Origin of the sequence: Maribacter algarum (ex Zhang et al. 2020), assembly GCF_005885635.1 — a bacterium.
Classification (GTDB): domain Bacteria; phylum Bacteroidota; class Bacteroidia; order Flavobacteriales; family Flavobacteriaceae; genus Maribacter_C; species Maribacter_C algarum.
Map to the genome: position 1 here is coordinate 1,661,084 of NZ_VATY01000001.1, position 26,887 is coordinate 1,687,970.

30 protein-coding genes are annotated in these 26,887 nt (G+C 37.8%); 18 read left to right on the forward strand and 12 right to left on the reverse strand.

Annotation, left to right across the window (positions count from 1 at the left end):
* Nucleotides 1-50: 50 nt before the first annotated feature.
* The gene (locus FEE95_RS07160; protein ID WP_138657190.1) at nucleotides 51-1,718 is read left to right on the forward strand and encodes a glycerol-3-phosphate dehydrogenase/oxidase; all 1,668 of its coding nucleotides are present in this window, start codon (nucleotides 51-53) and stop codon (nucleotides 1,716-1,718) included.
* 55 nt (nucleotides 1,719-1,773) lie between these two features.
* On the opposite strand, the gene FEE95_RS07165 is transcribed toward FEE95_RS07160, so the two are convergent.
* Nucleotides 1,774-2,772, reverse strand: a complete 999-nt coding sequence (locus tag FEE95_RS07165) for an NAD(P)H-dependent glycerol-3-phosphate dehydrogenase (RefSeq protein WP_138657191.1) — start codon at nucleotides 2,770-2,772, stop codon at nucleotides 1,774-1,776.
* Nucleotides 2,773-2,987: 215 nt separating this feature from the next.
* Here FEE95_RS07165 and FEE95_RS07170 point away from each other — a divergent pair, with 215 nt between their 5' ends.
* Entirely contained in the window at nucleotides 2,988-3,899 is a 912-nt protein-coding gene (locus FEE95_RS07170; RefSeq protein WP_138657192.1) for a nicotinic acid mononucleotide adenyltransferase, read from the forward strand.
* A 71-nt stretch (nucleotides 3,900-3,970) separates the two neighbouring features.
* Here FEE95_RS07170 and FEE95_RS07175 read toward each other — a convergent pair whose 3' ends face one another.
* The gene (locus tag FEE95_RS07175) at nucleotides 3,971-4,822 is read right to left on the reverse strand and encodes an AraC family transcriptional regulator (RefSeq protein WP_138657193.1); all 852 of its coding nucleotides are present in this window, start codon (nucleotides 4,820-4,822) and stop codon (nucleotides 3,971-3,973) included.
* A gap of 153 nt (nucleotides 4,823-4,975) precedes the next feature.
* Here FEE95_RS07175 and FEE95_RS07180 point away from each other — a divergent pair, with 153 nt between their 5' ends.
* From FEE95_RS07180 to FEE95_RS07215, 8 genes are all read left to right on the forward strand, one after another.
* The gene (locus tag FEE95_RS07180; protein ID WP_138657194.1) at nucleotides 4,976-5,947 is read left to right on the forward strand and encodes a phytanoyl-CoA dioxygenase family protein; all 972 of its coding nucleotides are present in this window, start codon (nucleotides 4,976-4,978) and stop codon (nucleotides 5,945-5,947) included.
* A gap of 29 nt (nucleotides 5,948-5,976) precedes the next feature.
* Nucleotides 5,977-7,656, forward strand: a complete 1,680-nt coding sequence (locus tag FEE95_RS07185; RefSeq protein WP_138657195.1) for a sodium:solute symporter — start codon at nucleotides 5,977-5,979, stop codon at nucleotides 7,654-7,656.
* Between the two features lie 17 nt (nucleotides 7,657-7,673).
* Complete coding sequence (locus FEE95_RS07190) at nucleotides 7,674-8,468, forward strand: SDR family NAD(P)-dependent oxidoreductase (RefSeq protein ID WP_138657196.1); 795 nt, start codon at nucleotides 7,674-7,676, stop codon at nucleotides 8,466-8,468.
* Nucleotides 8,469-8,555: 87 nt separating this feature from the next.
* Nucleotides 8,556-9,398 carry a methylated-DNA--[protein]-cysteine S-methyltransferase gene (locus tag FEE95_RS07195; protein ID WP_138657197.1) on the forward strand — a complete coding sequence of 281 codons (843 nt, stop codon included), beginning with the start codon at nucleotides 8,556-8,558 and terminating at the stop codon, nucleotides 9,396-9,398.
* 4 nt (nucleotides 9,399-9,402) lie between these two features.
* Nucleotides 9,403-10,116: a 2OG-Fe(II) oxygenase gene (locus tag FEE95_RS07200; protein ID WP_138657198.1), complete on the forward strand. Its 714-nt coding sequence runs from the start codon at nucleotides 9,403-9,405 to the stop codon at nucleotides 10,114-10,116.
* Nucleotides 10,117-10,119: 3 nt separating this feature from the next.
* Nucleotides 10,120-10,365 carry an Ada metal-binding domain-containing protein gene (locus FEE95_RS07205; protein WP_138657199.1) on the forward strand — a complete coding sequence of 82 codons (246 nt, stop codon included), beginning with the start codon at nucleotides 10,120-10,122 and terminating at the stop codon, nucleotides 10,363-10,365.
* Nucleotides 10,352-10,960 carry an alpha-ketoglutarate-dependent dioxygenase AlkB family protein gene (locus FEE95_RS07210; protein ID WP_138657200.1) on the forward strand — a complete coding sequence of 203 codons (609 nt, stop codon included), beginning with the start codon at nucleotides 10,352-10,354 and terminating at the stop codon, nucleotides 10,958-10,960. The genes FEE95_RS07205 and FEE95_RS07210 overlap by 14 nt, the downstream gene beginning before the upstream one ends.
* A gap of 86 nt (nucleotides 10,961-11,046) precedes the next feature.
* A complete protein-coding gene (locus FEE95_RS07215) occupies nucleotides 11,047-12,675 on the forward strand; it encodes a SulP family inorganic anion transporter (protein ID WP_138657201.1) in 1,629 nt (542 codons plus the stop codon).
* Between the two features lie 10 nt (nucleotides 12,676-12,685).
* Here the strand turns inward: FEE95_RS07215 and FEE95_RS22425 are convergent, their stop codons facing one another.
* The 5 genes from FEE95_RS22425 to FEE95_RS07235 form a co-directional block, all read right to left on the reverse strand.
* The gene (locus FEE95_RS22425) at nucleotides 12,686-12,817 is read right to left on the reverse strand and encodes a hypothetical protein (protein WP_262710882.1); all 132 of its coding nucleotides are present in this window, start codon (nucleotides 12,815-12,817) and stop codon (nucleotides 12,686-12,688) included.
* A gap of 173 nt (nucleotides 12,818-12,990) precedes the next feature.
* Nucleotides 12,991-13,470 carry a c-type cytochrome gene (locus tag FEE95_RS07220; RefSeq protein ID WP_138657202.1) on the reverse strand — a complete coding sequence of 160 codons (480 nt, stop codon included), beginning with the start codon at nucleotides 13,468-13,470 and terminating at the stop codon, nucleotides 12,991-12,993.
* 43 nt (nucleotides 13,471-13,513) lie between these two features.
* Nucleotides 13,514-14,476 (reverse strand): YheT family hydrolase, encoded by a 963-nt coding sequence (locus tag FEE95_RS07225; protein ID WP_138657203.1) that lies wholly within the window; start codon nucleotides 14,474-14,476, stop codon nucleotides 13,514-13,516.
* Nucleotides 14,476-15,477 (reverse strand): bestrophin family protein, encoded by a 1,002-nt coding sequence (locus FEE95_RS07230; protein WP_138657204.1) that lies wholly within the window; start codon nucleotides 15,475-15,477, stop codon nucleotides 14,476-14,478. The genes FEE95_RS07225 and FEE95_RS07230 overlap by 1 nt, the downstream gene beginning before the upstream one ends.
* A gap of 21 nt (nucleotides 15,478-15,498) precedes the next feature.
* Entirely contained in the window at nucleotides 15,499-16,473 is a 975-nt protein-coding gene (locus tag FEE95_RS07235; protein ID WP_138657205.1) for an NAD(P)H-dependent flavin oxidoreductase, read from the reverse strand.
* A gap of 175 nt (nucleotides 16,474-16,648) precedes the next feature.
* Between FEE95_RS07235 and FEE95_RS07240 the strand changes: the two genes are divergently transcribed.
* The 7 genes from FEE95_RS07240 (at nucleotide 16,649) to FEE95_RS07270 (ending at nucleotide 23,280) form a co-directional block, all read left to right on the forward strand.
* Entirely contained in the window at nucleotides 16,649-17,851 is a 1,203-nt protein-coding gene (locus FEE95_RS07240; protein WP_138657206.1) for a DUF763 domain-containing protein, read from the forward strand.
* A gap of 37 nt (nucleotides 17,852-17,888) precedes the next feature.
* A complete protein-coding gene (locus FEE95_RS07245; RefSeq protein ID WP_171036994.1) occupies nucleotides 17,889-18,362 on the forward strand; it encodes an AraC family transcriptional regulator in 474 nt (157 codons plus the stop codon).
* Between the two features lie 27 nt (nucleotides 18,363-18,389).
* The gene (locus FEE95_RS07250; RefSeq protein WP_138657208.1) at nucleotides 18,390-18,941 is read left to right on the forward strand and encodes an ASCH domain-containing protein; all 552 of its coding nucleotides are present in this window, start codon (nucleotides 18,390-18,392) and stop codon (nucleotides 18,939-18,941) included.
* Between the two features lies 1 nt (nucleotide 18,942).
* Nucleotides 18,943-20,766 (forward strand): PLP-dependent transferase, encoded by a 1,824-nt coding sequence (locus tag FEE95_RS07255; protein ID WP_138657209.1) that lies wholly within the window; start codon nucleotides 18,943-18,945, stop codon nucleotides 20,764-20,766.
* A gap of 138 nt (nucleotides 20,767-20,904) precedes the next feature.
* A complete protein-coding gene (locus FEE95_RS07260) occupies nucleotides 20,905-21,855 on the forward strand; it encodes an SDR family oxidoreductase (protein ID WP_138657210.1) in 951 nt (316 codons plus the stop codon).
* Nucleotides 21,856-21,865: 10 nt separating this feature from the next.
* On the forward strand, nucleotides 21,866-22,777 hold the full coding sequence (locus tag FEE95_RS07265; RefSeq protein ID WP_138657211.1) for a helix-turn-helix domain-containing protein: 912 nt from the start codon (nucleotides 21,866-21,868) through the stop codon (nucleotides 22,775-22,777).
* A 2-nt stretch (nucleotides 22,778-22,779) separates the two neighbouring features.
* The gene (locus FEE95_RS07270) at nucleotides 22,780-23,280 is read left to right on the forward strand and encodes a hypothetical protein (protein ID WP_138657212.1); all 501 of its coding nucleotides are present in this window, start codon (nucleotides 22,780-22,782) and stop codon (nucleotides 23,278-23,280) included.
* 8 nt (nucleotides 23,281-23,288) lie between these two features.
* Here the strand turns inward: FEE95_RS07270 and FEE95_RS07275 are convergent, their stop codons facing one another.
* From FEE95_RS07275 to FEE95_RS07290, 4 genes are all read right to left on the reverse strand, one after another.
* On the reverse strand, nucleotides 23,289-23,762 hold the full coding sequence (locus tag FEE95_RS07275) for a cupin domain-containing protein (protein ID WP_138657213.1): 474 nt from the start codon (nucleotides 23,760-23,762) through the stop codon (nucleotides 23,289-23,291).
* A gap of 144 nt (nucleotides 23,763-23,906) precedes the next feature.
* Nucleotides 23,907-24,797, reverse strand: coding sequence for a DMT family transporter (locus FEE95_RS07280; protein ID WP_138657214.1), 891 nt, complete (start codon nucleotides 24,795-24,797; stop codon nucleotides 23,907-23,909).
* The gene (locus tag FEE95_RS07285) at nucleotides 24,794-25,147 is read right to left on the reverse strand and encodes an arsenate reductase family protein (protein ID WP_138657215.1); all 354 of its coding nucleotides are present in this window, start codon (nucleotides 25,145-25,147) and stop codon (nucleotides 24,794-24,796) included. Before FEE95_RS07285 ends, FEE95_RS07280 begins: the two co-directional genes overlap by 4 nt.
* Nucleotides 25,148-25,188: 41 nt before the next feature.
* Nucleotides 25,189-25,530: a hypothetical protein gene (locus tag FEE95_RS07290; protein WP_171036995.1), complete on the reverse strand. Its 342-nt coding sequence runs from the start codon at nucleotides 25,528-25,530 to the stop codon at nucleotides 25,189-25,191.
* 86 nt (nucleotides 25,531-25,616) lie between these two features.
* Here FEE95_RS07290 and FEE95_RS07295 point away from each other — a divergent pair, with 86 nt between their 5' ends.
* Nucleotides 25,617-26,078 (forward strand): DinB family protein, encoded by a 462-nt coding sequence (locus tag FEE95_RS07295; RefSeq protein WP_138657217.1) that lies wholly within the window; start codon nucleotides 25,617-25,619, stop codon nucleotides 26,076-26,078.
* A gap of 4 nt (nucleotides 26,079-26,082) precedes the next feature.
* Here the strand turns inward: FEE95_RS07295 and FEE95_RS07300 are convergent, their stop codons facing one another.
* The gene (locus tag FEE95_RS07300) at nucleotides 26,083-26,826 is read right to left on the reverse strand and encodes a DUF3298 and DUF4163 domain-containing protein (RefSeq protein ID WP_138657218.1); all 744 of its coding nucleotides are present in this window, start codon (nucleotides 26,824-26,826) and stop codon (nucleotides 26,083-26,085) included.
* Nucleotides 26,827-26,887: the final 61 nt, after the last annotated feature.

Sequence of the window (26,887 nt, forward strand, 5' to 3'; positions counted from 1 at the left end):
GGCAGATAGCCACGTCGCGAAAAGCTCCTCTCAATGACGACTAATTAAGAATGAGTAAAAACATAAAATTCTCTAATCTAGACAGAGCAAATACTGTCGATAAACTCTCTACTGAGGCATTCGATTTAGTTGTAATCGGTGGTGGAATTACAGGTGGAGGAATCGCATTAGACGCTGCGTCTCGTGGGTTGAAAGTTGCTTTAGTTGAAAAGAACGATTTTGCCTCAGGGACAAGCAGTAAATCTACTAAGCTAATTCACGGAGGGCTCCGATACCTAAAGCAATTTGATTTTTGGTTGGTAAAAGAAGTTGGTTCTGAAAGAGCAATCGTACATAAATTAGCGCCTCATTTGGTGCTTCCTGAAAAGATGCTATTGCCATTGATTGAGAATGGCTCCTACGGTAAATGGTTAACATCTATTGGACTTAAGGTATATGATATTCTGGCCCAAGTTACCGGAGATGATAAGCGCCAAATGTTAGAGAAAAAGGAGGCTTTAAAATTGGAGCCCTTACTTCCGAAGAAAATATTAAAAGGTGCAGGTTACTACGCAGAATATCGAACCGATGACGCTCGACTAACTATTGAAAATATAAAAACCAGTTTGCGATTTGGGGCTACTGCTTTGAATTATGCTTCGGTTGAAGATTTCGAGTATACTGATAATCAGATTTCGGGAGTAAGTATCATGGATGAGATTTCCGGTGAGGACTTTACTATCAAAACCAAATATGTGATTAGTGCCGCCGGCCCCTGGGTTGATGAATTGAGAAGTGTAAACAATTCTAAAAAAGGAAAACGTTTGCATTTGACGAAGGGAGTTCATTTGGTATTTCCCTATGAAAAACTTCCGCTAAAGCATTCCACTTATTTTGATGTTCCAGATGGCAGGATGATGTTTGCAATTCCACGGGGAAAAACTACTTATGTGGGAACTTCTGACACAAATTATAATAATGATAAAGACGATGTACGGACTGATTTAACGGACGCGGTATATATTTTGTCGGCGGTCAATAACATGTTTCCAAAGATTAATTTGGAGATGGAAGATATCGTCTCTTCTTGGGCAGGATTACGTCCCTTAATCCATGAAGAAGGGAAATCGGCCTCAGAGCTATCTCGAAAAGATGAGATTTTTACTTCTGATACGGGTTTAATCAGCATTGCAGGAGGAAAACTTACCGGCTATCGAAAAATGGCAGAACGAGTCGTGGACCGAATTGCAAAAAAGATTGAAGAAGATGGTACAAAGTTGAAAGAATGCTTTACTGATGAAATTCCGTTAGCAGGTAATGTCGATTTCAAAAAATTCAAGCATGTTAAGAAATATATGGCTGAAATTTTTGACCGTATCAAAAGTGATGGCTTTACAGAACACGATGCCTGGTTTTTGGTAACGAATTATGGGAAGCAAACAGAAATCATTTTAGAAAACTATGCTTCTCTAAAAGATGAAGACTTGTATGTTCGTATGGCAAAAGCAGAATTGCATTTTGGAATCGACTATGAAATGGTGCAAAATCCGATGGATTTCTTCATCCGCAGAACAGGACGTTTATATTTTGATATTGATAGCGTTCGCTCACTGATGGAGCCGGTTTTGCAGGAATTTAAATCAATTTATAAGGTTGATGATGCTCAGCTAGAAGAGTGGAAAGAGGAGTTAAATAGGGAGTTGAAAGAACATTCTGATTTTTCGATGGAAAGGGTTTAAATAAATACGCTCCTTCCCCTTTCTGGGGAAGGAACTTTATACTATTGTGTGAAAATTAATCCAGTTTATCCGTCAACTCTTTAAAAACCCGCTTCGCATTCTCCCTATCATACAGAACCTTATAAACAGCATCAATAATCGGAGTTTCAACCTTCTTGCTGAATTTTGATTTTTGCTCAAAGGCAGTTTTAGCAGCATAAAATCCTTCTGCCACCATTTTCATTTCCATTTGCGCACTTTTGACCGCATAACCCTTTCCAATCATATTTCCGAACATACGATTTCGACTAAAAGTAGAATATCCGGTCACTAGCAAATCCCCTAGATAAGCTGAATTATTGATATTGCGTTTCATCTTATGTACGCGTTTGATATAGCGTTTCATTTCACGAATGGCATTGCTCATCAATACGCTTTGAAAATTATCTCCGTAACCTAATCCGTGATAAATACCAGCTGCTAGGGCATAGATATTCTTTAGCATTGCCGCATATTCAGTACCAATGATATCATCCGAGATTTTTGTTTTGATGTAATGGCTACTCAGATTATTAGCGACTAGCTTCGCTTTTTCTTCATCTGCAGAAGCTATGGTTAAGTAAGAAAGTCGCTCTAAAGCCACCTCCTCAGCGTGACATGGCCCGGTAATCACTCCGATATTTTTAAAAGGTATTTTATAGATTTCATGAAAATGTTCACCAACGATTAACCCGGTTTCGGGTACAATACCTTTTATAGCTGAAAAGATAATTTTATCGTGAATGGACGTAGTTAATTTTTGTAATTCAGCTTCTAAAAAAGCTGATGGAATAGCAAAAATGAGTACATCTGTAGATTGTATGACCTCATTGATATTATCGGTTAAGCTCAATTGTTCCGTACGAAATTCTACAGCAGTGAGATAATTCGGATTATGTTTCTCCTTTTTAATGTAAGCTACGGCGTCAGAATTCCGCATATACCAGGCTACTTTATCCTGATTTTCAGTAAGCATTTTTACAATTGCTGTAGCCCAGCTTCCACCGCCTAAAACCCCAAACTTCATTTTATCCATTCTTCCATTGAATTAAGATTCAAAGCTAAGCAATTCTTAAAATGAAACCTTAAATACTGATAAACAGGTATTTATAAAAAATGGCACGGAGATTGTTTTTAGTAAAAAGAATTTAAATACGTTTATTATGAAATGAGTCATGATAGTTTTAAACACAGCTAGAATTTTGATTGACGAATTACATATGACATTTAGGAACAATTAAATTGATGCATATGAAAGCTAAACTACTCTTCGGACTTATTCTTATAGGAACTTTGATGACTTCGTGTTATACAGAGACTATTATTCAAGATGACTTTATTGAAGAATCAGCTTTCAATACAGATCAAGTTTTGCAGTCATACGATTTATGGTATGTTGATATTAATGCTACCAGAGGAAATGGCGAAGTACCTTTCTTGCAACGCGCATTCACAGTTTCATTTAATAATGGGACGGTTTACGCAAATAACAATATTGTAGGTATCGGTAAAACCGGAAATGGTTTCGGAATTGATGTCGGCAGTTATGGTACGCTTCGCGGAACTGTAGAAATCAATCACGATGTTGACGGATTATGGCTATTGGATATTTTTGCAGTAAACGGAAATACCATAGAAGTAAGAGACCCTCGTTCTGGAACGTCGTATTTCCTGAATGGGTATCAAATAGGAAATTTCGATTATGATACCGTGTTCTATGATAATATCAACTTCTTTTTACAAGAGTATGATGCTTGGGAAAAAACATTTACGAGTGAAGAAGGTGCTCTAAATGACTTTGATGATGAGAATTTCTTGCAGTTCAATGTAGAAACTTTTCGGTCCTCAATTGACGAAGTAGGAACATCGATTTCAAACCTACAGTGGGATTTCGTCGGAAATTATCAGGTGTATGACATAGAAAACGATGAAACGCTCAAAACTTTAACACTTGCTTACGACTTTATGGGCAATGATTACTTCGAGCTTTACGTTATTAATGATAGTACTATCGAGCTGTACCATCCTTCAAGTGAAACGGTATATGAGTTTAAAGGACGAGGATATCAGCAGTACTTGAAATCGGGCAAAAGCGCGGTTGCTAAGAAAAGAACAAAGACTTCGAATCCTAAAATGAAGGTCAAACGAAGTAGAAAGAGATAAACAATTTTTGGTTGGTTATTTAGTTAGAAAACCCCTCGAACAGAAATGTCGAGGGGTTTTTTCTTGTATGGTCATTTGAAGCTCAAATGCCTCTTTTTAAATTCAGAAGGATTTTCCTCAGTAACTTTTTTGAAGGTCCGATTAAAATAAGAAAGACTTTCGAAACCACATTCGTAACAGGTTTCACTAATATTCCTTCCCATTAATAATAACCGTTTGGCCTGACTAATACGATACTGATTAAGAAAACTAATAAAAGTATTTCCCGTTGCCTTTTTGAAATAACGACAAAAAGCGGGCTTGGTCAAATTGCAAAGTTCGGCTACTTCATCAACCGTTATTTTGTATTGATAACGTTCATCAATCATTGCGTAAATTTGACGAATGCGCTCCTGTTCCTTTTTACTATATCGATTTATATAGGGTTTGGTATGCAGCAATTCAAATTCCTTACTTTGCGCCAATTTCTTCAGAATCGTAACCGACTGCATAAAGAATTCGAAAGGCGCTAATAAATGTAATTCCTTCAACAATTCACTAACTTCTTTTTTCGTAGATCCGGTAAAAGCAATTCCGTATTTAGAGAGTTCTAGCAATCGTTCAATACTAAGTAACTCGGGCATTTGTGAAATGAATTGCTCCTTGAAAAAAGGTTTTATGTGTAAGACTTCTTTGCGATAAGTGGTGGTAACGCCATGGTCGAAATTCAAATGTGGAATATTGGAACCAATCAAAACAAGGTCGCTTTCTGTGAATTGAGAAATATGATTTCCGACATGTCGAGTGGCGCTGGCACCTTCAATATAGACCAACTCAAACTCTGGGTGAAAATGCCAATAGAAGAGATGATTTAGTTTGGGGTCATGCAAAAGTCGAAATGGACTTTTAGATGCGGGACTGATTGTTTCTAGTTGAATCTTCATTACCTAATGCACCTAAATTGACCTTATTTTGCTCATTTATTATTTAAAATATCAATATAGTTCAAATATTAATCAATATCGAGGTGGAACTCCTTTATTTTCATTTTTAGTTTTATAGTATCAATTTATTAGTAATCTCAAAATATTTATACTATGGATTCAAACAATAAAATGGAGATGGCGAATAAAGCTCATGAAGAAATTCCCGGAAATCCATCCACAGCTACAAGTAGTAAGCAGAAATTAAATGACCGTTCAAATGGAAAACCTTTGCGGGTATTAAGTGAGGAAGATTGGAAGTTTTGGATGCACAATGGATACATTGTTATTAAGAATGCCATCCCAAGAGAACAGGCAAAAGCAACGGCTGATTTTATATGGGAATTTGACGAAAAAGACCCAAACGACTCTGAAACGTGGTATGCACCACCACGTGCAGAAATGCAAATGAAAGAATTGGAAGGAACAGGAATGGTAGAGGTATATAACAATCAGTTTTTATGGAACAATCGGCAAATGCAAAGGGTATACGATGCATTTGTAGATGTTTGGGGAACTGAAAAGTTATGGGTTACCATAGACAGGGCAAACCTGAATTTTCCATTAAAACCTGGAGTGGAGAAAAAAGGTTTCATTCATTGGGACTATGACCCGGAAACCAAACCACAAAATGTTCAGGGCGTATTAGCGTTAGCGGACCAAACTGATGAAAATATGGGTGGTTTTCAATGTATTCCATGGTTATATAGAAATTACGATACTTGGAAATTGACACAGCCTGAAGACCGAGACCGCTTTCAACCTAATATTACTGAACTAGAAGATAAAATTGTAAAAGTGAAAATGGAGGCAGGTGACTTGCTCATTTTCAATAGTACCGAACCGCATGGAATTCGCCCCAATAAATCAGGTGATAAAGTTAGAATTGCACAATACATTTCTATGATGCCCGCAGAAGAGGAAAACGAAGAACTAAGAAATTGGCGAATCAATTCTTGGAAAAACCGAATTGCACCCGAAGGTTACGCTTTTCCCGGTGATCCTCGAAACTGGGAACAAACCAAATATGAGACCGCCGAACTTACTGATTTAGGGAAAAAACTCCTAGGTTTGAATAACTGGTAATCAACCGAATACTATAAAACCACTAATCTATGCTTTCAAGCCTCAGCTTTTGGGATATAGCCATTATCCTAATCTATTTTGGAATTATTTTATGGATAGCCCAATGGGCATCGAAAAGTAAATCAGATTCAGGCAGCGCAATTGATTATTTTCTAGCTGGGAAAAACTCGGGGTGGCTCGTTATTGGAGCATCGCTTTTCGCTTCGAATATTGGTTCGGAAATCATTTTAGGTGTTTCTGGAGCAGGAGCAAGAGGAAATATGCCTATGGCGAATTTCGAAATCATAGCTTCTCTTGTTTTGATACTTCTAGGTTGGGTATTTGTGCCTTTTTACCTGCGTACGGGTGTATACACCATGCCTGAATTTCTTGAAAAACGTTACTCCAAAGCATGCAGAAGTTACCTTTCAGTAATTTCCATTTTAGCCTATGTAGTTACCAAAATCTCCCTTATCATTTTCGCAGGAGCTTTGGTCTTTGAAACCATCGGTATCCCATTTTGGACAGGGGCCATCATTACGGTCGTTGCAACTGGTTTTTATACCGTTTTAGGCGGACTCAAAGCAGTAATCTACACTGATATGGTTCAAGCGTTTATCTTACTTTTGGGTACAATCGCCGTAACCATTTTTGGGTTGTATGCCCTAGGCGGATGGGATCATATGATAGACGTAATTACAACTGCTTCCGCCCAAGAAGGGAATCCGCCAACAGAACAATTTTTTAATCTTTGGCGTCCCATGGCTGACACCGAATACCCATGGACAGGAATGCTCTTCGGAGCTCCTATATTAGGGGTTTGGTACTGGTGTACCGACCAATATATCGTGCAAAGAACCCTTTCTGCCAAAGATGTAAACAATGCCAGAAAAGGCGCTTTGTTTGCAGGGTATTTGAAATTACTTCCAGTGTTTATATTTTTTATCCCTGGGGTAATCGCCTATGCTTTGTTACAAGAAGGAGCAATTGAATTTTCAATGGAAAATGCCGATCAAGCATTGCCGGCGATGATAAACGGATTCCTCCCAACGGGCTTAAAAGGCTTAGCTATAGCAGGACTATTGGCTGCTTTAATGAGCTCGCTTTCTTCCGCCTTTAATTCGAGCTCTACCCTATTAACAATCGACTTTTATCAGAAATACAAACCCAATGCCACTCAGAAGGATTTGGTCCGTTTTGGTAGATTGGCAACTATCGTTTTAGTTGTTGTCAGTTTGGGATGGATTCCCTTTATGAAAGCACTCATGGGCGGCGGAATTTTTCATTACCTTCAAAGCGTACAAGCTTATATTTCACCGCCAATTGCCGCAGTTTTCTTATTCGGATTATTTTACAAATGGATTAATGCCAAAGGCGCCATCGTTTCCTTATGGGTAGGCTTTGTTATCGGTGTTTTTCGATTAGTTGCAGAATTTTTAGCCAATGAAGGAACTATTATCGTAACACAGGATTCACTATTGGGAATGTTTTTAGGAATTAATTTCCTGCACTTCGCCCTATTTTTATTCCTATTCTGCGCCGTGATATTAATGGTAGTAAGTAAAATAGGACAACCACAAGCTGCTGAAGTATTAGAATTAGTGACTTTTCAAAGACGCGCAGAACGACCTAAATTTAAATGGTCTTCAGATGTAACGCTTACTATTATTCTCATCGGATTGGTATTGCTCTTGTGGCTACTATTCAGTAAGTGGGGCATTGCAGGGTAGTTTAAAATAAGTAAACAATGAATTTACAACTTCAAGATAAAACGGCATTTATTACTGGCTCTACTGCGGGCATTGGGTACGCAACTGCTAAAACATTAATTCAAGAAGGGGCTTCGGTCATTTTAAACGGAAGAACAGAAGGAAGTGTTATTAAGGCAGTTCAAAAATTGGAACAAGAGTTTCCCAATAATTCAGTTTCTGGATTTGCAACGGACTTTAGTAAATTAAACGAGGTAGAAGAGTTGGTGAACAAACTTCCAGAAATAGATATTCTTATTAATAATGTGGGTATCTATTCATCTGGTTCTTTTTTTGAAATTACCGACGAAGACTGGTACCGGCAATTTGAAGTAAATGTGATGAGTGGAGTCCGATTATCTAAAAATATACTACCAAAAATGCTCACTAAAAATTGGGGGCGAATTCTCTTCGTTTCTAGCGAATGTGCCACTTTGGTCCCGATTGATATGATTCCGTATAGCATGACAAAGGCGGCTTTACATGCTGTTTCTAGAGGATTGGCGCAATTGACTAAAAGTTCTGGAGTAACTGTAAATACAATCGTTCCAGGTTCTACTTTATCGGAAGGAGCAGAACGATTTTTGGAAAATGCGGCTGAAAAAGATGGCAAGATAAAAGCTGAGGTAGAGGAAGACTTTTTTTCAGAAGTCCGAACATCTTCGCTTCTACAACGCTTTGCAAAAGTAGATGAGGTGGCCAATACCATCGCTTATTTGAGCAGCCCACTTTCTTCGGCCACAAATGGGTCAGCCATAAAAGTTGATGGCGGTAGTACGGGAGGAATTATGTAAATGCTTTTTTTGTAAAAAAGTTCAGCAAGAATCGGGTTTTATGACCTTCAAAAGCAACATAAGTTTGTATCATAAAATTCAAAGAAAATGACTGAGCAAGAACAAATTAATTATAATCGAATCGCGGAAGCGATAGATTATATCAAGAAAAATTTTAGAGAACAACCCTCTTTAAACGACATTGCCGAAAGTGTGCATTTGAGCCCTTTTCATTTCCAACGTTTGTTTACTGATTGGGCAGGGGTAAGTCCCAAAAAGTTTATGCAATACATTAGCATCGAGTATGCCAAACAAGTATTAAAAGATAAACAGACTACACTATTTGAAACTGCACATCAAACAGGTCTTTCCGGTACGAGCCGTTTACATGACTTATTTATTAATATAGAAGGAATGACTCCTGGAGAATTTAAAAACGGTGGCGAGAATCTAATTATAAGTTACAGTTTTGCTGAAAGCTTATTTGGAAATATCATTGTTGCGTCTACAGCAAAAGGTATTTGCCATATGGCTTTCTTTGATAACAAAGATGACGCATTTGCTACATTGCAAAAACGATTTCCAAATGCCACTTATAATCAGGTTGTTGATAAAGCACAGCAGAATGCACTATTTATTTTTAGGCACGATTGGAGCAAACTCGACCAAATTAAATTGCATTTAACGGGTACTCCGTTTCAACTTAAAGTATGGGAAACGCTATTAAAAATACCTATGGGGGAATTATCAACTTATGGCGCTATTGCTAAAAAAATTGATAAGCCCAAAGCTTCTAGGGCGATAGGAACTGCTATTGGAAACAATCCCGTCGCATTTTTAATTCCCTGCCACAGAGTAATTCAATCATCGGGGAGTTCAGGTGGATATATGTGGGGAAGCACGCGAAAATCAGCTATCATTGGTTGGGAGGCCGCAAAAATCAATGGATAGCCTTATGGAAAGTTTAAGTTCTAGAATAGCAGAAATAGATTGGCAAAAGGTCACATCAGATATGAACGACAAAGGATATTCGATTATACCCTGTGTCCTTTCGGAAATACAATGTCACGAATTAATTGATTTGTATGAGAGGCCAGACAAGTATCGAAAAACGGTAGTTATGGAACGCTACCGCTTTGGCCTAGGGGAATATAAATATTTTGATTACCCCTTACCCAAAATTATTCAGACCATCCGTGAAGAAGTTTATCCTAAATTAGCACCTATCGCTAATCTATGGATGAAGGTTTTAAAAATCGATAAACAATTTCCTAAATCGTACCATGAATTGCAAACGCAATGTCATGACAACAATCAATTAAAACCTACACCACTTATTTTAAAATATGGCAAAGGTGGATTCAACACCCTGCATCAGGATTTATATGGAGATGTGTTTTTTCCGCTTCAATCGGTATTTTTTTTAAATGAACCTGATGTCGATTTTACAGGTGGTGAATTTGTTATGACCCAACAGATGCCCAGAGCACAATCCAAAGCCATTGTTTTAAAGCCAAAAAAAGGTGATATGCTCATTTTTACCACTAATTTTAGACCTATTAAGGGGAAAAAAGGATATTACAGAGTAAATATGAAGCATGGGGTTAGTGAGTTGTATAATGGGGAAAGGCATACCATGGGAGTTATTTTTCACGATGCACTTAGTTAAGCTATGATACAGCATGAAGACATATCAGATACCGAACTAAGGACAAAATTAAAAGCAGATTTAATAGTATTTGGAGGCAATAAAAAGCTGAAAATTTATGGCAGGCTCGATTGTAAATCGGGTCTAAGAATGAAACGTGAAAATCGGGTTTTCTTTATATCTGAAAAGGAAGCTTTAATAAATAAGTATCGCCCTTGTGGGCATTGTATGAAGATGGAATATAAAAAATGGAAAGATGGAGTTATTTGATATTGATTCAACGATTAACCTCCTTCCCAAGGATGGAACCGTTAACTATTTTGGAAAAGTATGCAATCAAAGTGAGGCAAATCACTATTTAGAAGTTTTGTTGAATACCATAGAGTGGAGAAATGATGAAGCGATTATTTTTGGCAAAAAGATTATCACCAAACGAAAGGTAGCCTGGTATGCTGAAGAACCTTTTGAATATACCTATTCCAAAACAACGAAACGCGCATTGCCTTGGACAAAGGAATTACTCGAATTAAAGACCATGATTGAACAAAAAACCGGAGATACTTTTAACTCTTGCCTTTTAAACCTCTACCATGATGGAAGCGAAGGTATGTCTTGGCATAGCGATGGCGAGAAAGATTTAAAGAAACATGGGGCAATAGCGTCACTGAGTTTTGGAGCCGAACGCAAATTCTCCTTTAAACACAAAGACACCAAAGAAAGAGTAGATTTGTATCTTAAACACGGAAGTTTGTTACTAATGAAAGGTACAACCCAAAGTCATTGGTTACATCGATTGCCTCCCACCAAATTGGTATCAAAATTAAGAGTGAATTTGACGTTTCGGACAATTCAAAAAAGCTCATAAGGCTAAGTCAATAACCTAATTTTTCGGGTAATACGTTAGCTAAGAAGGCAATAAGCCCTATTTTTGCCAGCTTAATTTGGCGATGCATGAAAAAATACCTCAATCTTTTCGACTTTAAGCAAAAAGTAGACTATAAAACGGAAATTCTTTCGGGCTTGACAGTGGCACTGGCATTGGTGCCTGAGGCGATTGCCTTCGCTTTGATTCCTGGGTTTTCTCCTTTGACGGGATTATATGCGGCCTTTATTTTGGCTTTGGTAACATCAATACTTGGCGGTCGACCAGGTATGATTTCAGGAGCAACGGGTGCTGTAGCTGTTATTTTCGTTGGATTGATTTTAGAATTGAAACGAAATTTTCCAGGAATAGAACCTGAAACGATTTTGAATTATGTTTTTGCAACGGTTATCATTGCTGGAGTACTTCAGATAGGAGCTGGATTATTACGTTTAGGAAAGTTTATCCGTTTGGTACCACATCCTGTGATGTTTGGGTTTGTTAACGGATTGGCAATCATCATTTTCATGGCGCAGTTTCCGAATTTTTATCAGAAAGGCACGGAGTCTTTGTTGGAAACAACTCCTTTTGCAATTATGCTTGGTCTCACTTTGTTAACCATGGTTATTATTTGGGGGCTTCCGAAATTGACCAAAGCAGTCCCATCCTCTTTGGTGGCTATTGTGGTTGTTTCTGCAATCGTTATTGGTTTTGGAGTTGATACACTTACAGTTGCAGATACCATGGCGGAGGGAGAATCTATAAAAGGAGGATTTCCACCATTATCTATTCCGCAGATTCCATATACATTGGAATCACTTTGGATAATTCTTCCCTATGCAGGAATTGTCGCTGGAGTTGGTTTGATTGAAAGCCTTTTAACCTTGAACATTATCGATGAGATTACGGAAACAAGAGGTAGTGGAAACAAAGAATGCGTAGCCCAAGGAACAGCAAATATCCTTTCCGGGTTCTTATCCGGAATGGGAGGTTGTGCTATGATTGGACAAAGTTTAATCAACACTTCTTCAGGTGCGCGCGCTCGTCTTTCCGGAATTACAGCTGCAGTCATGCTGCTTGTTTTTATCATGTTCGGTTCAAGTTTAATTGAACGTCTGCCTATGGCGGCATTGGTCGGTTTGATGTTTATGGTGGCTATCGGAACCTTTGAATGGGCAAGTTTTAAAACTTTTCGAAAAATGCCGAATTCTGATGTGATTGTTATGGTATTAGTTACCTTGATTACAGCGATTACACATAACCTAGCAATAGCGGTTTTATTAGGTGTTATCATTTCAGCCTTAGCCTATTCTTGGGAGAATGCTAAACGTATTCGTGCTAGAAAGTATATTGATGATAATGGTGTCAAACACTATGAGATATATGGCCCTTTGTTTTTTGGTTCAACTACTGCCTTCGCTGAAAAATTTGATATTCAGAATGACCCTGAAGAAGTAATTATCGATTTTCAAGAAAGCCGTGTTGCAGATATGTCAGGTATCGAAGCATTGAATAAATTGACTGAGCGTTATGCGAAAGCGAAGAAGAAAATCCATTTAAAACATCTAAGTAAAGATTGTATCCGTTTACTTGAAAACGCAGATGACATTATCGAAGTAAATGTTTTGGAAGACCCAACCTATAAGGTAGTTGTTGATAAAGTGAAAAAGGATGGCGATTCAGAAATCACGCGTCCCTTTAATATTTGGGAATTATAATAAACGGGTTTTATTTCTTTTTTGAGCGACTATAAGTACTTCCCCATCCAATCCAATAGCGTAGCGATATCCGTTTTTGAAGCGCAGTAGTTTTTTTCTCTACTAAGCTGCCATCTTTCAGGGTACTCTGTACGTCTTCCATAATAGATTGATTTAAGGTCTGTTTATTATAAAGACGATGACGTAGCTAGAAAGAGGATAAAATTTTGTTAAAATTTATCTAATCTTTATTAGTGCTTAAAATCCCAATCTATTAAACTGAAAATGCCATTCCCTAATTGATAGGAAATGACATTTTTATAAAAGTTCTAAGCTTTAGAGCGTTCTTAAATACTCTGCAACCGCTCTAGTTTCATCATCAGACAAATTCTGATTCAACATAATAGCGTTGTTATATTCCTTCAATAAAGCCTTGGCTATTGGATCTTCTTTCAACATGCCATCAGGGTTTTTAATCATGTTCATTACCCATGCCGGACTCCTTCTTTCATAAACACCTTTCAACGCAGGGCCTATCATTCTTTGTTCTGCCATATGGCAAGCAGTGCAAATAGCACTATATTTAGCTTCTCCAGCTGCAGCTAACTCAGCATCGATATCGCTTGAAAAAGTTATATCTTTAAACGGTCCAACGCCATCATTATCCAGATCAACTGGTACTCCTTCAGAGGCAGTTTCAGCTTTAACTTCTTTTTTGGCGCGGTTCATTTCAAAACCGTCTTTTTTCTCTTCCTTCTTTTCACCACAACTAGCAATTAATACGCTAATTGCTAACATGCTTAATAATTTTTTCATCCTAAAAGTTTAATTGAAGCACTAATATAAGGAATAGCTAAAATTATCGGACCTCGTTAAAGAACTTTATCACTCTTTTTTCATTGTACGTGATATTCTTCGCCCCATAATAACCGACATGACCTCCATGTTTGGAAACTTCCAAATAAAGTTTGGGATTGCTTTTTGCTTCCTTCTCGGGAAAACATTCCAGACCTAAAAAGGAGTCGTTTTCAGCATTTAGAATAAGAGCTGGTGTTTTAATATTTGGTAGGAATTGAAGGCAACTACATTTTTTGTAATAGTCTAAAGCATCATTAAAACCATGGGCTTTACTGGTATAGACGTCATCAAAATCCTTTAGGGTAATTACATTTTTGATATCTGCATCCGTAATTTTCTCGGGAAATATTTTTTGCTTCGCTTTCAGTTTGTCGACTAAATTTTTTTTGAATCGAATAGCGTACGGAATGTTTTTTGACTTCAACAATTCTTTACATGAACTATATAGACTACAAGGTACCGATACGGCCATAGCAGCTGTTACTTCTTTTGGTACTTCTCTTCCTTCACCTAAATATTTCAGAGTTAGATTTCCGCCTAGGCTAAACCCTTTTATAAAAATTTCACTGTATGTTTTGTTTTCTAAAATATGCTGAATGACAGCATCCAAATCTTCGGTTGCTCCGGAATGATACGAACGGTACAATCGATTTTGTTCGCCGCTACAAGTTCGAAGATTGATGGCACATACATCATAACCATTGTTGTTTAGTGCTTTAGCACTTCCTAAAATATAAGCGCGTTGGGCATTGCCTTCAAGTCCGTGAATTAAGATAGCAACCTTGTTCGTTTTCGTAGAAGAGATACTCCAATCAAGGTCTAAAAAGTCAGCATCAGGCAATTCGATTCTTTCACGTTTTTGCTCAAAATCAGCTATTTTTCGCCAGATTCCAGCATAAATCGTTGAAAAATGCCCATTTTTGAATAAAATCGGCGGATTATAGTTTGAAGAAATAATAGGCATTAATACAGAATATTGTCTTGTGCCTTAACTTTGGGAGGCAAATCTTTTTCATCTAACATATCCCGTAAATCGATTTCGATAGTACGACACAAAGCGGTCATAGGCACATCGTTGATACGACCTTCAAAAGGATCTTCACTATTGCTTCCCACTTTTTCCATAGTGGTAAATATCCAGGAAATTAATACTGAAAAGAAAATCATAAGTGGCAGCAACCACCATTGGGTTGTTTCCGTGATTTCCAATAGCTGAGTTTCAAAAACACTTAGTAAACCAAACGGAAGAAGAAGGGTGAAAATCCATGTAAACACAGTACTGAAATAGGCATACTGTCTCGGGAAAGGTGTATTTTTAATGCGTTCACACTTTCCTTGAAGATTGTACAATTCCTCTAAAACGTTATGAAATACCTGCTTGTCAAATTCGGTGATTTTATCTTCCTTTAAAAGTTGTTTTAAATGCAATCCTTGATTTTTCACAATGTGAGTTGCTACATTTTTTCTGTTTTCCAATTCTGCATCCTCTTCCGGACTAAGAAAAGAATCTAACCCTGCACACACAGGATTTCGTTCTCCATGACGATCAAATAACCTTTCAACAGCTCTATTTTCCTTTATAGAAAAACTTGTGGGTTGACGTAATTGAATGCGTAGTGCATTGATCCAAGCAAGATGGCGATAGATTAAAATCCGTTTGGTCTCGTGGTGGTCATCTACAAAGCTAAGTACATTGTTTGCCCAGGTGCGTGAGTAGTTCACAATACCGCCCCAAATTTTACGCCCTTCCCAAAATCGGTCATAGCTCTGGCTATTTTTAAATCCAATATAGAAAGCAACAGCGATACCAATAACACTCAGGGGTTGAAAAGGAATACTGATATGAGTCCACCCCAGAAAATGATAGGCACTGAAAATAGCAGCCCCATAAATGGAGAAAAAAAGCAAATTTTTCCATGCATATCGGATGATAATTCCCCAACTAATATTTCTTTTTACATACATAGGAAATTGGGTTTTTCAAGATTATTTCGGATACGTCTCCAACATTTTGTATTGCGCTTCAACAGCCGATTTAAACTCAGATTTCAAATTGTCAATCAATTCAGAAACCGGAACGGAATCTTCAATCATTGCCGAACCTTGACCAGCGGACCAAATCGTTTTCCAAGCTTTAGCTTCGGTATCGAGTTCTTTTCCAAAATCGATTTTTCTATCTTTTTTCAAGTCTTCTTCTGTAATTCCTGCAGCCTTTAAACTAGCACCTAAGAAGTTCGCGTGTACACCCGAAATTGCAGCGGTATACGTCACATCACTCGCTCCTGCGTCAATAATCATTTGCTTATACTCGTCCGGTGCTTTGGCTTCATCGGTATTGATAAAACGAGTACCCATATAGGCCAGGTCAGCACCCATTTGCATGGCGGAGGCAATATCGCGCCCAGTACTTATGCACCCAGATAATAGAATCGTCTTTTTAAAGAATTTTTTGACCTCTGCCACTAAGGTCATTGGGTTGATTGTACCCGCATGACCACCTGCTCCGGCAGCAACAAGAATTAACCCATCTACACCAGCTTCAGAAGCTTTTTCGGCATGGCGTTTTTTAATAATATCGTGAAAAACCAATCCGCCATAACTGTGAATGGCATCAACAACCATCGATACCGCTCCGAGAGATGTAATAATAATCGGTACTTGATGTTTGACACATAATTTAATATCGGCTTCCAATCTTGGGTTGGAAGGGTGTACAATTAAATTGACTCCAAACGGAGCTGCTTTCTTACCTGTTTCCTCCTCAAATTTTTGAAGCTCCGATTTGATTTCAATCAACCATTCTTCAAAGCCTTCACTCGTTCTTTGATTGAGTGCAGGAAAGGTGCCGACGATTCCATTTTTACAGCATTCAACAACCAGTTTTGGTCCTGAAATAAGGAACATGGGTGCTGCCATCGCAGGCAGTGATAGGTCTTTGATAAAAGAAGGTTTGTCGCTCATCGATATTAATTTTTAGAAGCTTAAAAATAGGGATAAAAAATCAGGCAACTTTAGCCTGCTTTCAAAACTACGGATTTTTAAATTATTATGCACGCATAATAAAAAGCATTGTGAATAGGCCAAAAGAGTTGATAAAAAATGGAAAAAATCCATATATTTGGATAAATTCCTAAAAATGAAACGTTCAGGTACGGCAGATTTGTTATTACATGGCGGAGCCGTGCCACCTTGGCTGTTCAATCGCATGAAACAATTGGCACTTCCAATTGTTGAGGCCATCATCGAGAACAATGGCAAGGAGGATTTTCTCGGACGACTATCCGACCCGTTTTGGTTTCAAAGTTTTGGCTCCGTTATTGGCATGGATTGGAATTCCTCCGGAGTGACCACGACTGTTTTAAATGTTTTGAAACAATCCATAAATCCCGTTTCGAAACAGTTGGGACTCTATGTTTGCGGGGGAAAAGGGAAGCAATCGACAAGAACCCCTCAGGAACTGCTTGAGGTTGGAAATAAAACTGGACTCGATGGAAATCATTTGGCCAAATGTAGTAAGCTAAGTGCCAAGGTGGACAATACAGCGCTGCAGGATGGTTTCAACCTTTACATTCATAGTTTTGTCGTTAGCGACTCGGGCAAATGGTCTGTTGTACAACAGGGCATGCACAAATCAAACGGAATGGCGCGTCGCTACCATTGGCATTCTGAAAGTTTTAAGTCCTTTGTCGAAGAACCACATTCGGCAGTATGTGGAAAAAATCAAGGTGCGATTTTGAATCTGGTTCATAAAGATGCGTTGTCTACGAAGAAAGGTATTTTAGAAATTGCGAATGAGCATCCCGATAAAATTTTAAAGGAAGTCCCGCATCTTCTGGTACCGGTTTACCATCATATCAAACCCAAAGATGTGGACATGAAACGTTTGGGAAGTATTCTATGGTTAGCTCAAGAAAACAAAACCCAAAAGTTTGAAGATTTATTATTACTCAAGGGGTTAGGACCAAGAACGCTACAGTCGCTAACTTTGGTAAGTGAAATTATTCATGGTACGCCCTCACGCTTTTCTGACCCAGCTCGATTTGCTTTTGCCCATGGCGGAAAAGATGCAACTCCTTTTCCGGTACCCACCAAAGTTTATGATGAGACAATCGGGGCACTGAGAAATGCCGTTGACCGAGCAAAAATTGGAAATACGGACAAACTAAAAGCCATAAAAAAGTTGACCGAACTAGCCCAGAAAGCAGAAAAAGGATTCACACCAAATACAAATTTCGATGCTCTAGTGAAAAAAGAAAACGAAGAATCTTATAAATATGGCGGGCGCAGTATTTATGGGTTTGCCAAACCTCCGAAGAGTAGGCAATTGTCTTTGTTTTAAAACTAGGATATATTTAACCTGTAAGGTATCATCATTAATGTCCAAAGCCAAAAAAATCAGAATCCTAGATTTAAGACCGATAACACTTGCCAAAGTCGATTTTCAGGGCAATTTTCACGGTATTGGAAAAGCATATCAAAAATTAATGTACTGGGTGAGACATCATGGCTTTACAAATTCGTCGAAAAATAAAACACTTACGATTTATTATGACGACCCCAATGTTGTAGGTATTAATAATGTTAGACAAAGTGCTTGCATCATTGTAGATACACAGATTGAATCAGCGGGTGAAATCACGCGGTTAGATTTTAAACCTGGAAAATGCGCCGTTGGAAGATTTGAGATATCATTTTTTGAATTTAAAGATGCATGGGTCGAAATGCACCAATGGATTAGGGACAATAATCTGAAAATTACTGGAAAATCATTTGAGGTATACCAGAATAATTCAAATAAGCACCCTTTGAAAAAAAATATCATAGATATTTGTATTCCTATTGAATCTTAGCGATTGAAGAGGTAATCCAAAGAAATTATGAAACACATTTTCATCATCCTTTTTTTAATTTTAGCCAGTTGCAAAAGTGAACCAAAAACTGAAGTAAAAACAGGAAACGGCATTGATCAATCCGTTTCTGAATTGTGGGAAAGTTACACAAGCTCAAACCCCGAACTCAAAACCGAAAAAATACCAGAAGCTTGGTTTTTTCATAACAACCGAGAAGATGCAAATCGATTGGCAGCATTGGTGGTTAAGGGAAAAAAGAAAGCCAGTTCAGGTTTATATGCTTGGTATAAAGAAGCCAATGCAGATTTACCTAAGGTTGGTACAAAACATATCATCACTGATTTTGATGGAAAAGCACAAGCCATCATAGAAATCAAAAAAGTAGATACCATTCCCTTCAACAAAATATCCGAAGCCTTTGCAGAAATGGATATGGGAACAAATATAAAACCACTAAAAAAATGGAAAAAAGCCCATTGGGATTTTTTCTCTAGTGCCCTGCAAGAAAGCGGAGAAAAACCGACTGAAGAGATGCTAATAGTTTGCGAAAGCTTTGAAACAATTTGGACTGAGAAATAAAATGCTAAACTATATAAAAGAGGTATTAGAAAACATGCCATCCGATTGGTTAAATCTAACCACGCATCGGCTCGATATTTACAACGAAGAATTGGCAAAAACTCAGTTTGTAGAACAGTTTGAAAGCCTATTTAATTCAGGCAATACAGATTCTTCCGCGCTTAGCGAATTGCCAACGGCATATGATTATGTTCGCTTGGGACATCCGTTGTCTTGTGTTTTGGAATGGGCTATTGCCAAGTTGAATGATATTAAGGCGGAACAGGTTATCAGTTTTTCCTCGAAGACGACTCCGATTTTAGCTATCCTTAGAAAGAATCTTTTAGCTAATAGAAATACTCGGTTTCTTTATATGGGCGAGAACCCCCAATTCTTTAATGTAGAAGTTATAAAGCAGGTTTACGGATATCATTTTGAATTGGAGCAGGTAGAAAATATTTCAGCTATATCTTCCTTTGAAGGCAGTACTATTTTTATTTCCCAAAAGGATAATCTTTCTAATTTAAATGGAAATACTTCGGTTGACTTTTTTATAAATACGCATTCCCAATTAGGAAGTGTTTTAATCGTAAAAGGTGAACACAATGAAAATTACATCTCAGAAATCCAGCATGTAAGAAGAAGGGAAACCATCGCCATGACGCCAGCCAATTGTTTGCTTGCCCTGCAACAACTAACAGGGGTAGCTACTTCTGATATTAAAGAAAGTGCTGAAAACAAGGACAAAGTAATTGATGCCATTGCAGCCGTCACCGAATCCCCAACAAAAGCATTAGTGGGTTCTAGCGGATTGTCCGTTCAATATGCTATTATGATGGGACTAATTCATGATGCGCAAGAAAACCACAAAGGAAAAGCGATTCGGTTTTTGGTTCCACCAAATTGTTATGGCGGAACGAATGACCAAGCTAGACGTGTAGCTGCTTGTCTCGATAATGTGGAAGTAGTTGATTTACCTGTGGATGGGGATAATGATATGGTGCAAAGTGTGGATAGGGTTCTAAATCAAATGGCAGCCGAAGATGCGGTACCCTATATCATCGCTGAAATTCCCACGAACCCTAGAGTTGAGGTTCCAGACCTTATAGAATTGGAAAAGGCTTTGAGCGCTGTTCGTAAATCACCATCTGGTAAAACTGCTATCGCCCCTGTTTTTATATTGGACCAAACTTTTTGTCCGAATTACCATTTTTTAAGAGAAGGTGAAATACTCTCGTCGGTTCGAACGATTTCTTATGCAAGCGGGTCTAAATTTCCGAGTGGGGGAAAATGTACTGCGGGCTATGTTGTTGGAAATAAGAAAACGGAGAACTTGATGGAAAAAATTGAACTCCATCTGCATATTTGCGATAATGAAGCGACCAATCTTCAATATGAAATATTGGCCAAACAAATGCCTTCCATGAATCAACGCATTCAGGATGCGTATCAGAATACCCGTGAATTTGTAAACTTTATACAGGATACTTTACCCACTGCAAAAATCAATTTTGTATCTGAAGAACTAGCAAATCAAGGTTTTACACCATCAGTATTTTCATTAGATCTGCCTACCAAAGGGAACACTCCTGCGGAGAGAGAGTCCTACAAACGGGAGTTGAATCACAAATTAATCCATTTGATGATTACCAAGATTCCCGAAGAAAGCAAGTACTGCGTAAGCTACGGACAACTAAAGGGCTGTTACTGGACGATACCCGCAACTTCCACTCAGGGAACAACAAAAGAGGGGGACAAAGATTACATCGCACGTGTTTCACTTTCACCAAATCTAGGCCTTGAACGCCATAAGGAGATTTTTTTGGAGTTTGTGGAAAATATCTAGAAAGGTGTAATATCTTCAACGTTCGTATCGAATTAAAAAGCACCAAAAAGTATACAACATTCGAAAATCTGTATAAGGAGTCAAGGCGACTTTCGTCCTACCTTTGACTTATTCTTTTACTCCTTAATGACAGACAAAATGAAAACAAATCAATTTGGTAAAAATGGGTGGACGCCCGATAGAATTGACAGTTTAAATAACAAAACATATGTTATAACAGGCACTACGAGCGGCACAGGATTTGAAGCTGCAAAAATACTGTTGTCAAAAGGAGCAAAAGTGGTGATGCTCAATCGTAACCCAAAGAAATCGGAGGACACCATCGCAGCTTTGAAACAAGAACTAGGTAATAGTATAGAGGTGTCGTCCATAAAAATGGACTTGGCAGAACTAGATTCTGTAAAAAAAGCGGCATCGTCGGTGCTTGAAACAGTTCCTCAAATCGATTCGCTTATTTGTAATGCTGCCATTGCCCAAGTACCAAAACAAACATTCACCGTAGATGGGTTTGAAAGTCAACTTGGTGTAAATCATTATGGCAACTTTTTACTACAAGCCCTGCTTTACCGACGAATTGAGGAATCGAAAGGACGAATAGTTGTGGTAGGTAGTATGGGTTATAATTTGGGTATTAAAACCATTCAGTTTGAAAATATGAACTGGGATAAGAACTACAGTCCCAATGGAGTATATAGCCAAAGCAAATTGGCGCAGATTATGTGTGTTTACGAATTACAAGACCGACTGAAAAAGGTTGGTAAAATGGATATAAAAGCATATGCTTGTCATCCAGGCGCTTCTCGAACATCATTAATTAAGACCAGTGGCAGTTTACTGACCCGCTTCGTTTGGCAATTAATGAAATGGTCTCCATTGGTACAGTCGGCTGAAAAAGGCGCTTATTCTCAATTGATGTGTGCCACGGAGCCAATTCTTGACCAGAATGAGTTTTATGGGCCAACGAAAAGAATGAATACGGTAGGTCCTGTAAGAGCGCATAAATTAGAACCACACGCAAAAGATAAAGCTGTGGCAGAGAAGTTGTGGGAAGTATCAGAAAAAGCTGTTGGTTTGAAGTGGAATTTATAAATTTATTGCAATGCAACACTTCAAAACACTGTCGTCATATTTAGATTATTTGGGATTACAGCGTCCTGAGCATCCTATGTTGAGTGTATTTACCTCAAAAGGCAATGGATATCTGCCTTGCCACAGAGAAAGTTCTCCACCCATTATAAACGATTGCTATTCCATTAGTATGAAAAAATTTGTGAAGGGAAATTTAAACTACGGGCGAACAAAATATGATTTTACAAATGGGGCCCTAATTTTCGTTGCCCCGAGACAAGTCCTGCAATGGGATGATAGCGTGGTTTTTGAGCAAAGAGGCTTTTCAATACTCTTTCATGAAGATTTTTTGAAAGGAACAGAATTGGGGCAACAAATTAAGAAATACGGGTTCTTTTCGTACTCCGTTAATGAGGCACTTCATCTTTCTCCTAAAGAAGAAAGACAAATAGAAACACTAGTTGAAAATATTGAAATTGAATATCAGAATAATCAAGATGAGTACAGCAAAGATATTATCATATCTCAGTTAAGCACTCTTTTCAAATATGCCAATCGGTTTTACGAAAGGCAGTTTTTAAACAGAAAAGAGATTTCGAATGATTTACTAGAGCAGTTTAACCAGCAATTAGAAGACCATTTCAATTCTGAACAATTGCAGGAAAAAGGAATGCCAAGCATAGTACAAATAGCGAATAAAATGTCGGTGTCACAACGCTATCTGAGCGATACCCTTAAAAAAGAAACGGGAAAAACCACTACGGAACATTTGCAATTATTTCTAGTTGATGAAGCAAAGAATTTATTATTAAACCCCAATAAAACTATTGCCGAAGTGGCCTATGCTTTAGGCTTTGAATATCCTCCCTATTTTTCAAGGGTATTTAAAAAGAAGGAAGGCATTAGTCCAACAGCATACAGAGAAAAATATAAAATGAACTAACTATGGAAATCTCAAAAATCGCAATTGAATGGGCCAAAGCTGAAGTCTTTTCATCCAAATTCTTCATCTTTTTTGCCTTATTATTCCTCATAGCCAGCATAGGATTTTGGCAACTTGGTAAAACAGAAACGGCGAGAGCCTATATTTGGCCAACACTAGTTGCGGGTGTTCTTTTATTGGCGGTAGGAGTCGGAATTTTAATTGCCAATACTTCAAGAATAACAAGTTTCGCAAATGATTATGAAAGTGATGCGACGACTTTTGTAAAATCGGAAATTGTACGCACCGAAAAGTCGATGGGAGAATATAAGACCATTGTTTTTAAAGTCATACCGTTTATCATTATATCTGCTGCCTTGCTCATTGTTTTTATAGACAAACCTCTTTGGAGAGCAATATGCATCACGACTATTGCCATGATGACGGTAATTTTACTTTTGGATAGTAATGCCAATACCCGGATTGTATCCTATCATGAACAATTGAAATTGGTAGATAAATAGGTAGGTGTTTATTTACCCTTGAGTTCCTCAGCTACACTATGATAGTATTCTTGAGTCAGCTTCTCTGTCCAAACGGTAGGTTCTTTACCGTAAATGGCAATATATGAAACAGCACTATCTGCTGATGAAGTATGCCAATGTTCGGTTTCCTTAAAGCAAGTAATCACATCACCCTTTTTTATGACAACAGGATTTTTACCTCTTTCTTGATAATAACCCTCACCATCTACAACAATAATAACTTGCGCTGTGGCGTGCTTGTGCCAATCTAGTGTAGAATTCGCGCTAAAAGTTGCCTGTGTGATGTTCTTGTCAAAATCGGCATTTGCTTCCACCAAGAAGTTTAACCAAGCTTCACCGATATGATGCGTATTTGGGGCTTTTACACCATCACTTAAATAGGAGCTTACCTGGTACTCTGAACTTTGAGCATTTATAGATAAGGAGGCAAGAAGGATGAATAGTATAGGAAGATTTTTCATTGTCAAATTTGAGATTTAAAATTACAGTTAACCGATACAAGATAGAAATTCTAAACAAATAGGGCTTGCGATAGAAAACCGGCAAGTAGAAATGTGTCTTCTCAAAGACCTACCAAGTTCTTGAAGATTTAACTGAATTGTCCACTACTGAGTTTTAGGCTTCCTACTCGCCAAATAAACACCCAGTAACACCAAACAAGCTGCTATAATCTTAACTGTTGTAAGACTGTCTTGACCAGTTATCAACGCAAACAGAATACCAATGAGCGGTTGTACATAAATAAAAGCACTTACCGTAGATGCCTTGAGCTGCGTCAAAGCAAAGATGTTGAAAAGGTAGGTGCAGAAAGTAGTTCCAAGAATGACAAAGGCAATTTTCCAAAGTGCTTCAAAAGGTAGGTTGGGCCAGTCGATTGCAATCAATTCTTGATAGCCAAAAGGAAGGCAAATCAAAATTCCAAGAGAAAACAACCACTTCATAAAAGTGAATGGGTGATATTTTTCGATAAGAATCTTAGCAAGAATCAAATAGGCGCCATAGAAAAGAGCGTTTAGTAAAAGAAAGAAATTACCAAAGGGAATATCAGGCGCATCTTGTCGTATTTCATTGCCAAAAAGGATAAGTCCGAGAGCTCCGACAAGGCCGACTAAAATCCCGATTATTTTTCGGGAAGTTGTTTTTTCTTTGATCAGTATGACCGATAAAATCAAGACAAAAATTGGTGTTGAGGTCACGAGTACCGCACTATTGATAGGTGTTGAGAAGGACAATCCCTTTAGAAATACAAGCATATTAAAGCCCATTCCGAAAATGGCGCAAATCAAAATCCGTCGATAGTCTTTTTTATCGATTTTTTCTTTGGGACCAAAAAATGATGCTACCCAAAACAAGATAGATGCCCCAATAACACGGAGCATAACCAAGCCATAAGGCTGAACATAATCTGGCATCACTCCTTTAGCAATAGTATGTGTGAAACCATAAATCGTAGTTGCACCAAGGGCGGCTAATATGGCAAGTGTGCGCTTGCTCAAGAATGAATTGCTTCTTTTCCAGCTTCAACCACCTTTTTACTGTTTCCCACATAAATTTGGTCATCAACAAAAATTACTGGTCGTTTTAAAAAGGTGTAATGTTCCAAAATCAATTTCTTGAAATCAGCTTCAGAAAGCTGTTTTTCATGCAATCCTTGCTGACGGAATAGGCGTGCACGTTTGCTGAAAAGTGCTTCGTAGCTACCGGCTAGCGTTTTCATTTGCTCAACTTGCTTTTCGGTCATAGCTTCCGTTTTAATGTCTTGAAGTTCAAAACCATCGGGCAATTGCAGTTCTTTAATAATACGCTGGCAGGTGTCGCAAGTGCTTAAGTGATATATTTTTTTCATTCGTAGTGATATTTCATTTCCACCGAGGTGGAAAACTATTTTTAATTTTCAATATATTCTGAGGTTCCTCTTTCTTCGTTTTTGTCTAACCACTCCCAATTTAGAGTCAATCTGATTTTACTTTTTTCATTTAAATTGATTTTGGCTGTCGCCTTTCCCGCTTTCAGTTCTTCCTTATCTGTTAGACATTGATACAACATGTGTAGCGTATTATTTTCTAGTTTGGCGATAATTTTGCCGTACTTAATTCCTCCACCATTGTATTCGGCTGTAATCAAATTCCCTTCTTGTTTGTATTTGAAAATGGTCTCTGAAGTTGCATTTCCATTATCGGTATTTTCAACAAGCGAAAAAGTTTTGTTATTGAAGTCGAATTCAGACACCTTAGCTCTTTTTAAAGTTCGATACAAAGAAACCTAATTCCGTTCAATTGTGCTATTTTTGACATCCGCTCAAGAAAAATAAGACTATGAAAAATGTATTCGAACAAGCCTTACAATTGCGCAAGGGATTTTACCATATTTTAAAAACAATGCCTAAGGAAGAATTGTTGGAAATTCCAACGGGATTTAACAACAATATATGGTGGAATATAGCCCACATCGTTGTTACCCAACAAATATTGGTTTATAAATTAAGTGGTGTTCCAATGGAGATTCCCCAAGAGTTTGTAGATAAATTCAAAAAAGGAACTACTCCTGATGGAACGGCTACTGACGAAGAAATAGAATCGGTAAAAAAATTGCTTTTCACAACCGTGGAGAAAACTATGGAAGATTATGATGCTGGACTTTTCAAGAACTTTAAAAAATATCCGACTAGTGCAGGAGTTACTTTAAAAAGTGTAGATGAATCTATATCCTTCAACCAATTTCATGAAGGATTGCACATGGGAAGTGTTTTTGCCCTGCGACGCGCTGTAAAATTATGAATATTTAGGACTTCGGCTTTTTAGCTAGATATTTCTTAATATCTTCATGTGGCAGTACCAATTCAATTGCCCCATCGGCATAAGAAGCAACTTCATAAGGATTATACAGTAAAGTCATTCCCTTTTGAGTAAAACCTATATTTTCTGGTAGATAAAAAGAATCTTGCTCAAACATAAAGCCGGTATGGTTAATTGACTTGTCCTTCGGAATTTTTTCTTTTTCCCGGAACATTTCCTCAGCAAACATTCGAAAATCATCGGTGTTCTTAAATAGTTCGTCGTTATCCAATTCAATGCCTTTTTTCTTATCAAAATTCAGGAATTGTTTTGAAGTATATCCGTGAGCTCCTCCTGTAAATAAATAAGAATCCAAAATTATAGTAATAAAATTAGCGTCTTCATAGGATATTGAACCTTCTATTTTTGCCTCCCAACCGGTGGGCTCGTCATCGTATAACTGTTGCAATTCTAAGTAGCCACTTTTGAACGATTTTAGAGCATCCTCGAGTGAAGTCACTTCCAATTCATCGTCAAAGGAAAGTAGAGAAATTATTTCTTCTTCTAAAGCAACATTAATGGTTTTTGAAATTTTTGCTGGTCCCAAAGCTTTCGGAATTGCAATTGAAACTTCAGGGCATTCCGCACAAGAATCACTCTTAAAGGTATGGGGTTCAAATGTAAGTTTAGATTCACTTTGACAACCATAAAGCAGTAAAAATACCAGTAAATAGTAAAGTATAGATTTCATTTGAGGGTATGTAAAAAAAGGGGTATGATTGTATGCTTCCAAAGATAACGATACATTTATA

Bases quoted from the DNA above. Each gene is read 5' to 3' on its own strand.
- FEE95_RS07200 (WP_138657198.1), top strand. From the start codon at position 9,403: ATGGAAAGTTTAAGTTCTAGAATAGCAGAAATAGATTGGCAAAAGGTC.
- FEE95_RS07185 (WP_138657195.1), top strand. From the start codon at position 5,977: ATGCTTTCAAGCCTCAGCTTTTGGGATATAGCCATTATCCTAATCTAT.
- FEE95_RS07195 (WP_138657197.1), top strand. From the start codon at position 8,556: ATGACTGAGCAAGAACAAATTAATTATAATCGAATCGCGGAAGCGATA.
- FEE95_RS07220 (WP_138657202.1), bottom strand. From the start codon at position 13,470: ATGAAAAAATTATTAAGCATGTTAGCAATTAGCGTATTAATTGCTAGT.
- FEE95_RS07180 (WP_138657194.1), top strand. From the start codon at position 4,976: ATGGATTCAAACAATAAAATGGAGATGGCGAATAAAGCTCATGAAGAA.
- FEE95_RS07250 (WP_138657208.1), top strand. From the start codon at position 18,390: ATGAAACACATTTTCATCATCCTTTTTTTAATTTTAGCCAGTTGCAAA.
- FEE95_RS07230 (WP_138657204.1), bottom strand. From the start codon at position 15,477: ATGTATGTAAAAAGAAATATTAGTTGGGGAATTATCATCCGATATGCA.
- FEE95_RS07235 (WP_138657205.1), bottom strand. From the start codon at position 16,473: ATGAGCGACAAACCTTCTTTTATCAAAGACCTATCACTGCCTGCGATG.
- FEE95_RS07175 (WP_138657193.1), bottom strand. From the start codon at position 4,822: ATGAAGATTCAACTAGAAACAATCAGTCCCGCATCTAAAAGTCCATTT.
- FEE95_RS07265 (WP_138657211.1), top strand. From the start codon at position 21,866: ATGCAACACTTCAAAACACTGTCGTCATATTTAGATTATTTGGGATTA.
- FEE95_RS07240 (WP_138657206.1), top strand. From the start codon at position 16,649: ATGAAACGTTCAGGTACGGCAGATTTGTTATTACATGGCGGAGCCGTG.
- FEE95_RS07270 (WP_138657212.1), top strand. From the start codon at position 22,780: ATGGAAATCTCAAAAATCGCAATTGAATGGGCCAAAGCTGAAGTCTTT.
- FEE95_RS07225 (WP_138657203.1), bottom strand. From the start codon at position 14,476: ATGCCTATTATTTCTTCAAACTATAATCCGCCGATTTTATTCAAAAAT.
- FEE95_RS07210 (WP_138657200.1), top strand. From the start codon at position 10,352: ATGGAGTTATTTGATATTGATTCAACGATTAACCTCCTTCCCAAGGAT.
- FEE95_RS07275 (WP_138657213.1), bottom strand. From the start codon at position 23,762: ATGAAAAATCTTCCTATACTATTCATCCTTCTTGCCTCCTTATCTATA.
- FEE95_RS07170 (WP_138657192.1), top strand. From the start codon at position 2,988: ATGAAAGCTAAACTACTCTTCGGACTTATTCTTATAGGAACTTTGATG.
- FEE95_RS07245 (WP_171036994.1), top strand. From the start codon at position 17,889: ATGTCCAAAGCCAAAAAAATCAGAATCCTAGATTTAAGACCGATAACA.
- FEE95_RS07295 (WP_138657217.1), top strand. From the start codon at position 25,617: ATGAAAAATGTATTCGAACAAGCCTTACAATTGCGCAAGGGATTTTAC.
- FEE95_RS07215 (WP_138657201.1), top strand. From the start codon at position 11,047: ATGAAAAAATACCTCAATCTTTTCGACTTTAAGCAAAAAGTAGACTAT.
- FEE95_RS07190 (WP_138657196.1), top strand. From the start codon at position 7,674: ATGAATTTACAACTTCAAGATAAAACGGCATTTATTACTGGCTCTACT.
- FEE95_RS07260 (WP_138657210.1), top strand. From the start codon at position 20,905: ATGAAAACAAATCAATTTGGTAAAAATGGGTGGACGCCCGATAGAATT.
- FEE95_RS07160 (WP_138657190.1), top strand. From the start codon at position 51: ATGAGTAAAAACATAAAATTCTCTAATCTAGACAGAGCAAATACTGTC.
- FEE95_RS07285 (WP_138657215.1), bottom strand. From the start codon at position 25,147: ATGAAAAAAATATATCACTTAAGCACTTGCGACACCTGCCAGCGTATT.
- FEE95_RS07300 (WP_138657218.1), bottom strand. From the start codon at position 26,826: ATGAAATCTATACTTTACTATTTACTGGTATTTTTACTGCTTTATGGT.
- FEE95_RS22425 (WP_262710882.1), bottom strand. From the start codon at position 12,817: ATGGAAGACGTACAGAGTACCCTGAAAGATGGCAGCTTAGTAGAGAAA.
- FEE95_RS07205 (WP_138657199.1), top strand. From the start codon at position 10,120: ATGATACAGCATGAAGACATATCAGATACCGAACTAAGGACAAAATTA.
- FEE95_RS07165 (WP_138657191.1), bottom strand. From the start codon at position 2,772: ATGGATAAAATGAAGTTTGGGGTTTTAGGCGGTGGAAGCTGGGCTACA.
- FEE95_RS07255 (WP_138657209.1), top strand. From the start codon at position 18,943: ATGCTAAACTATATAAAAGAGGTATTAGAAAACATGCCATCCGATTGG.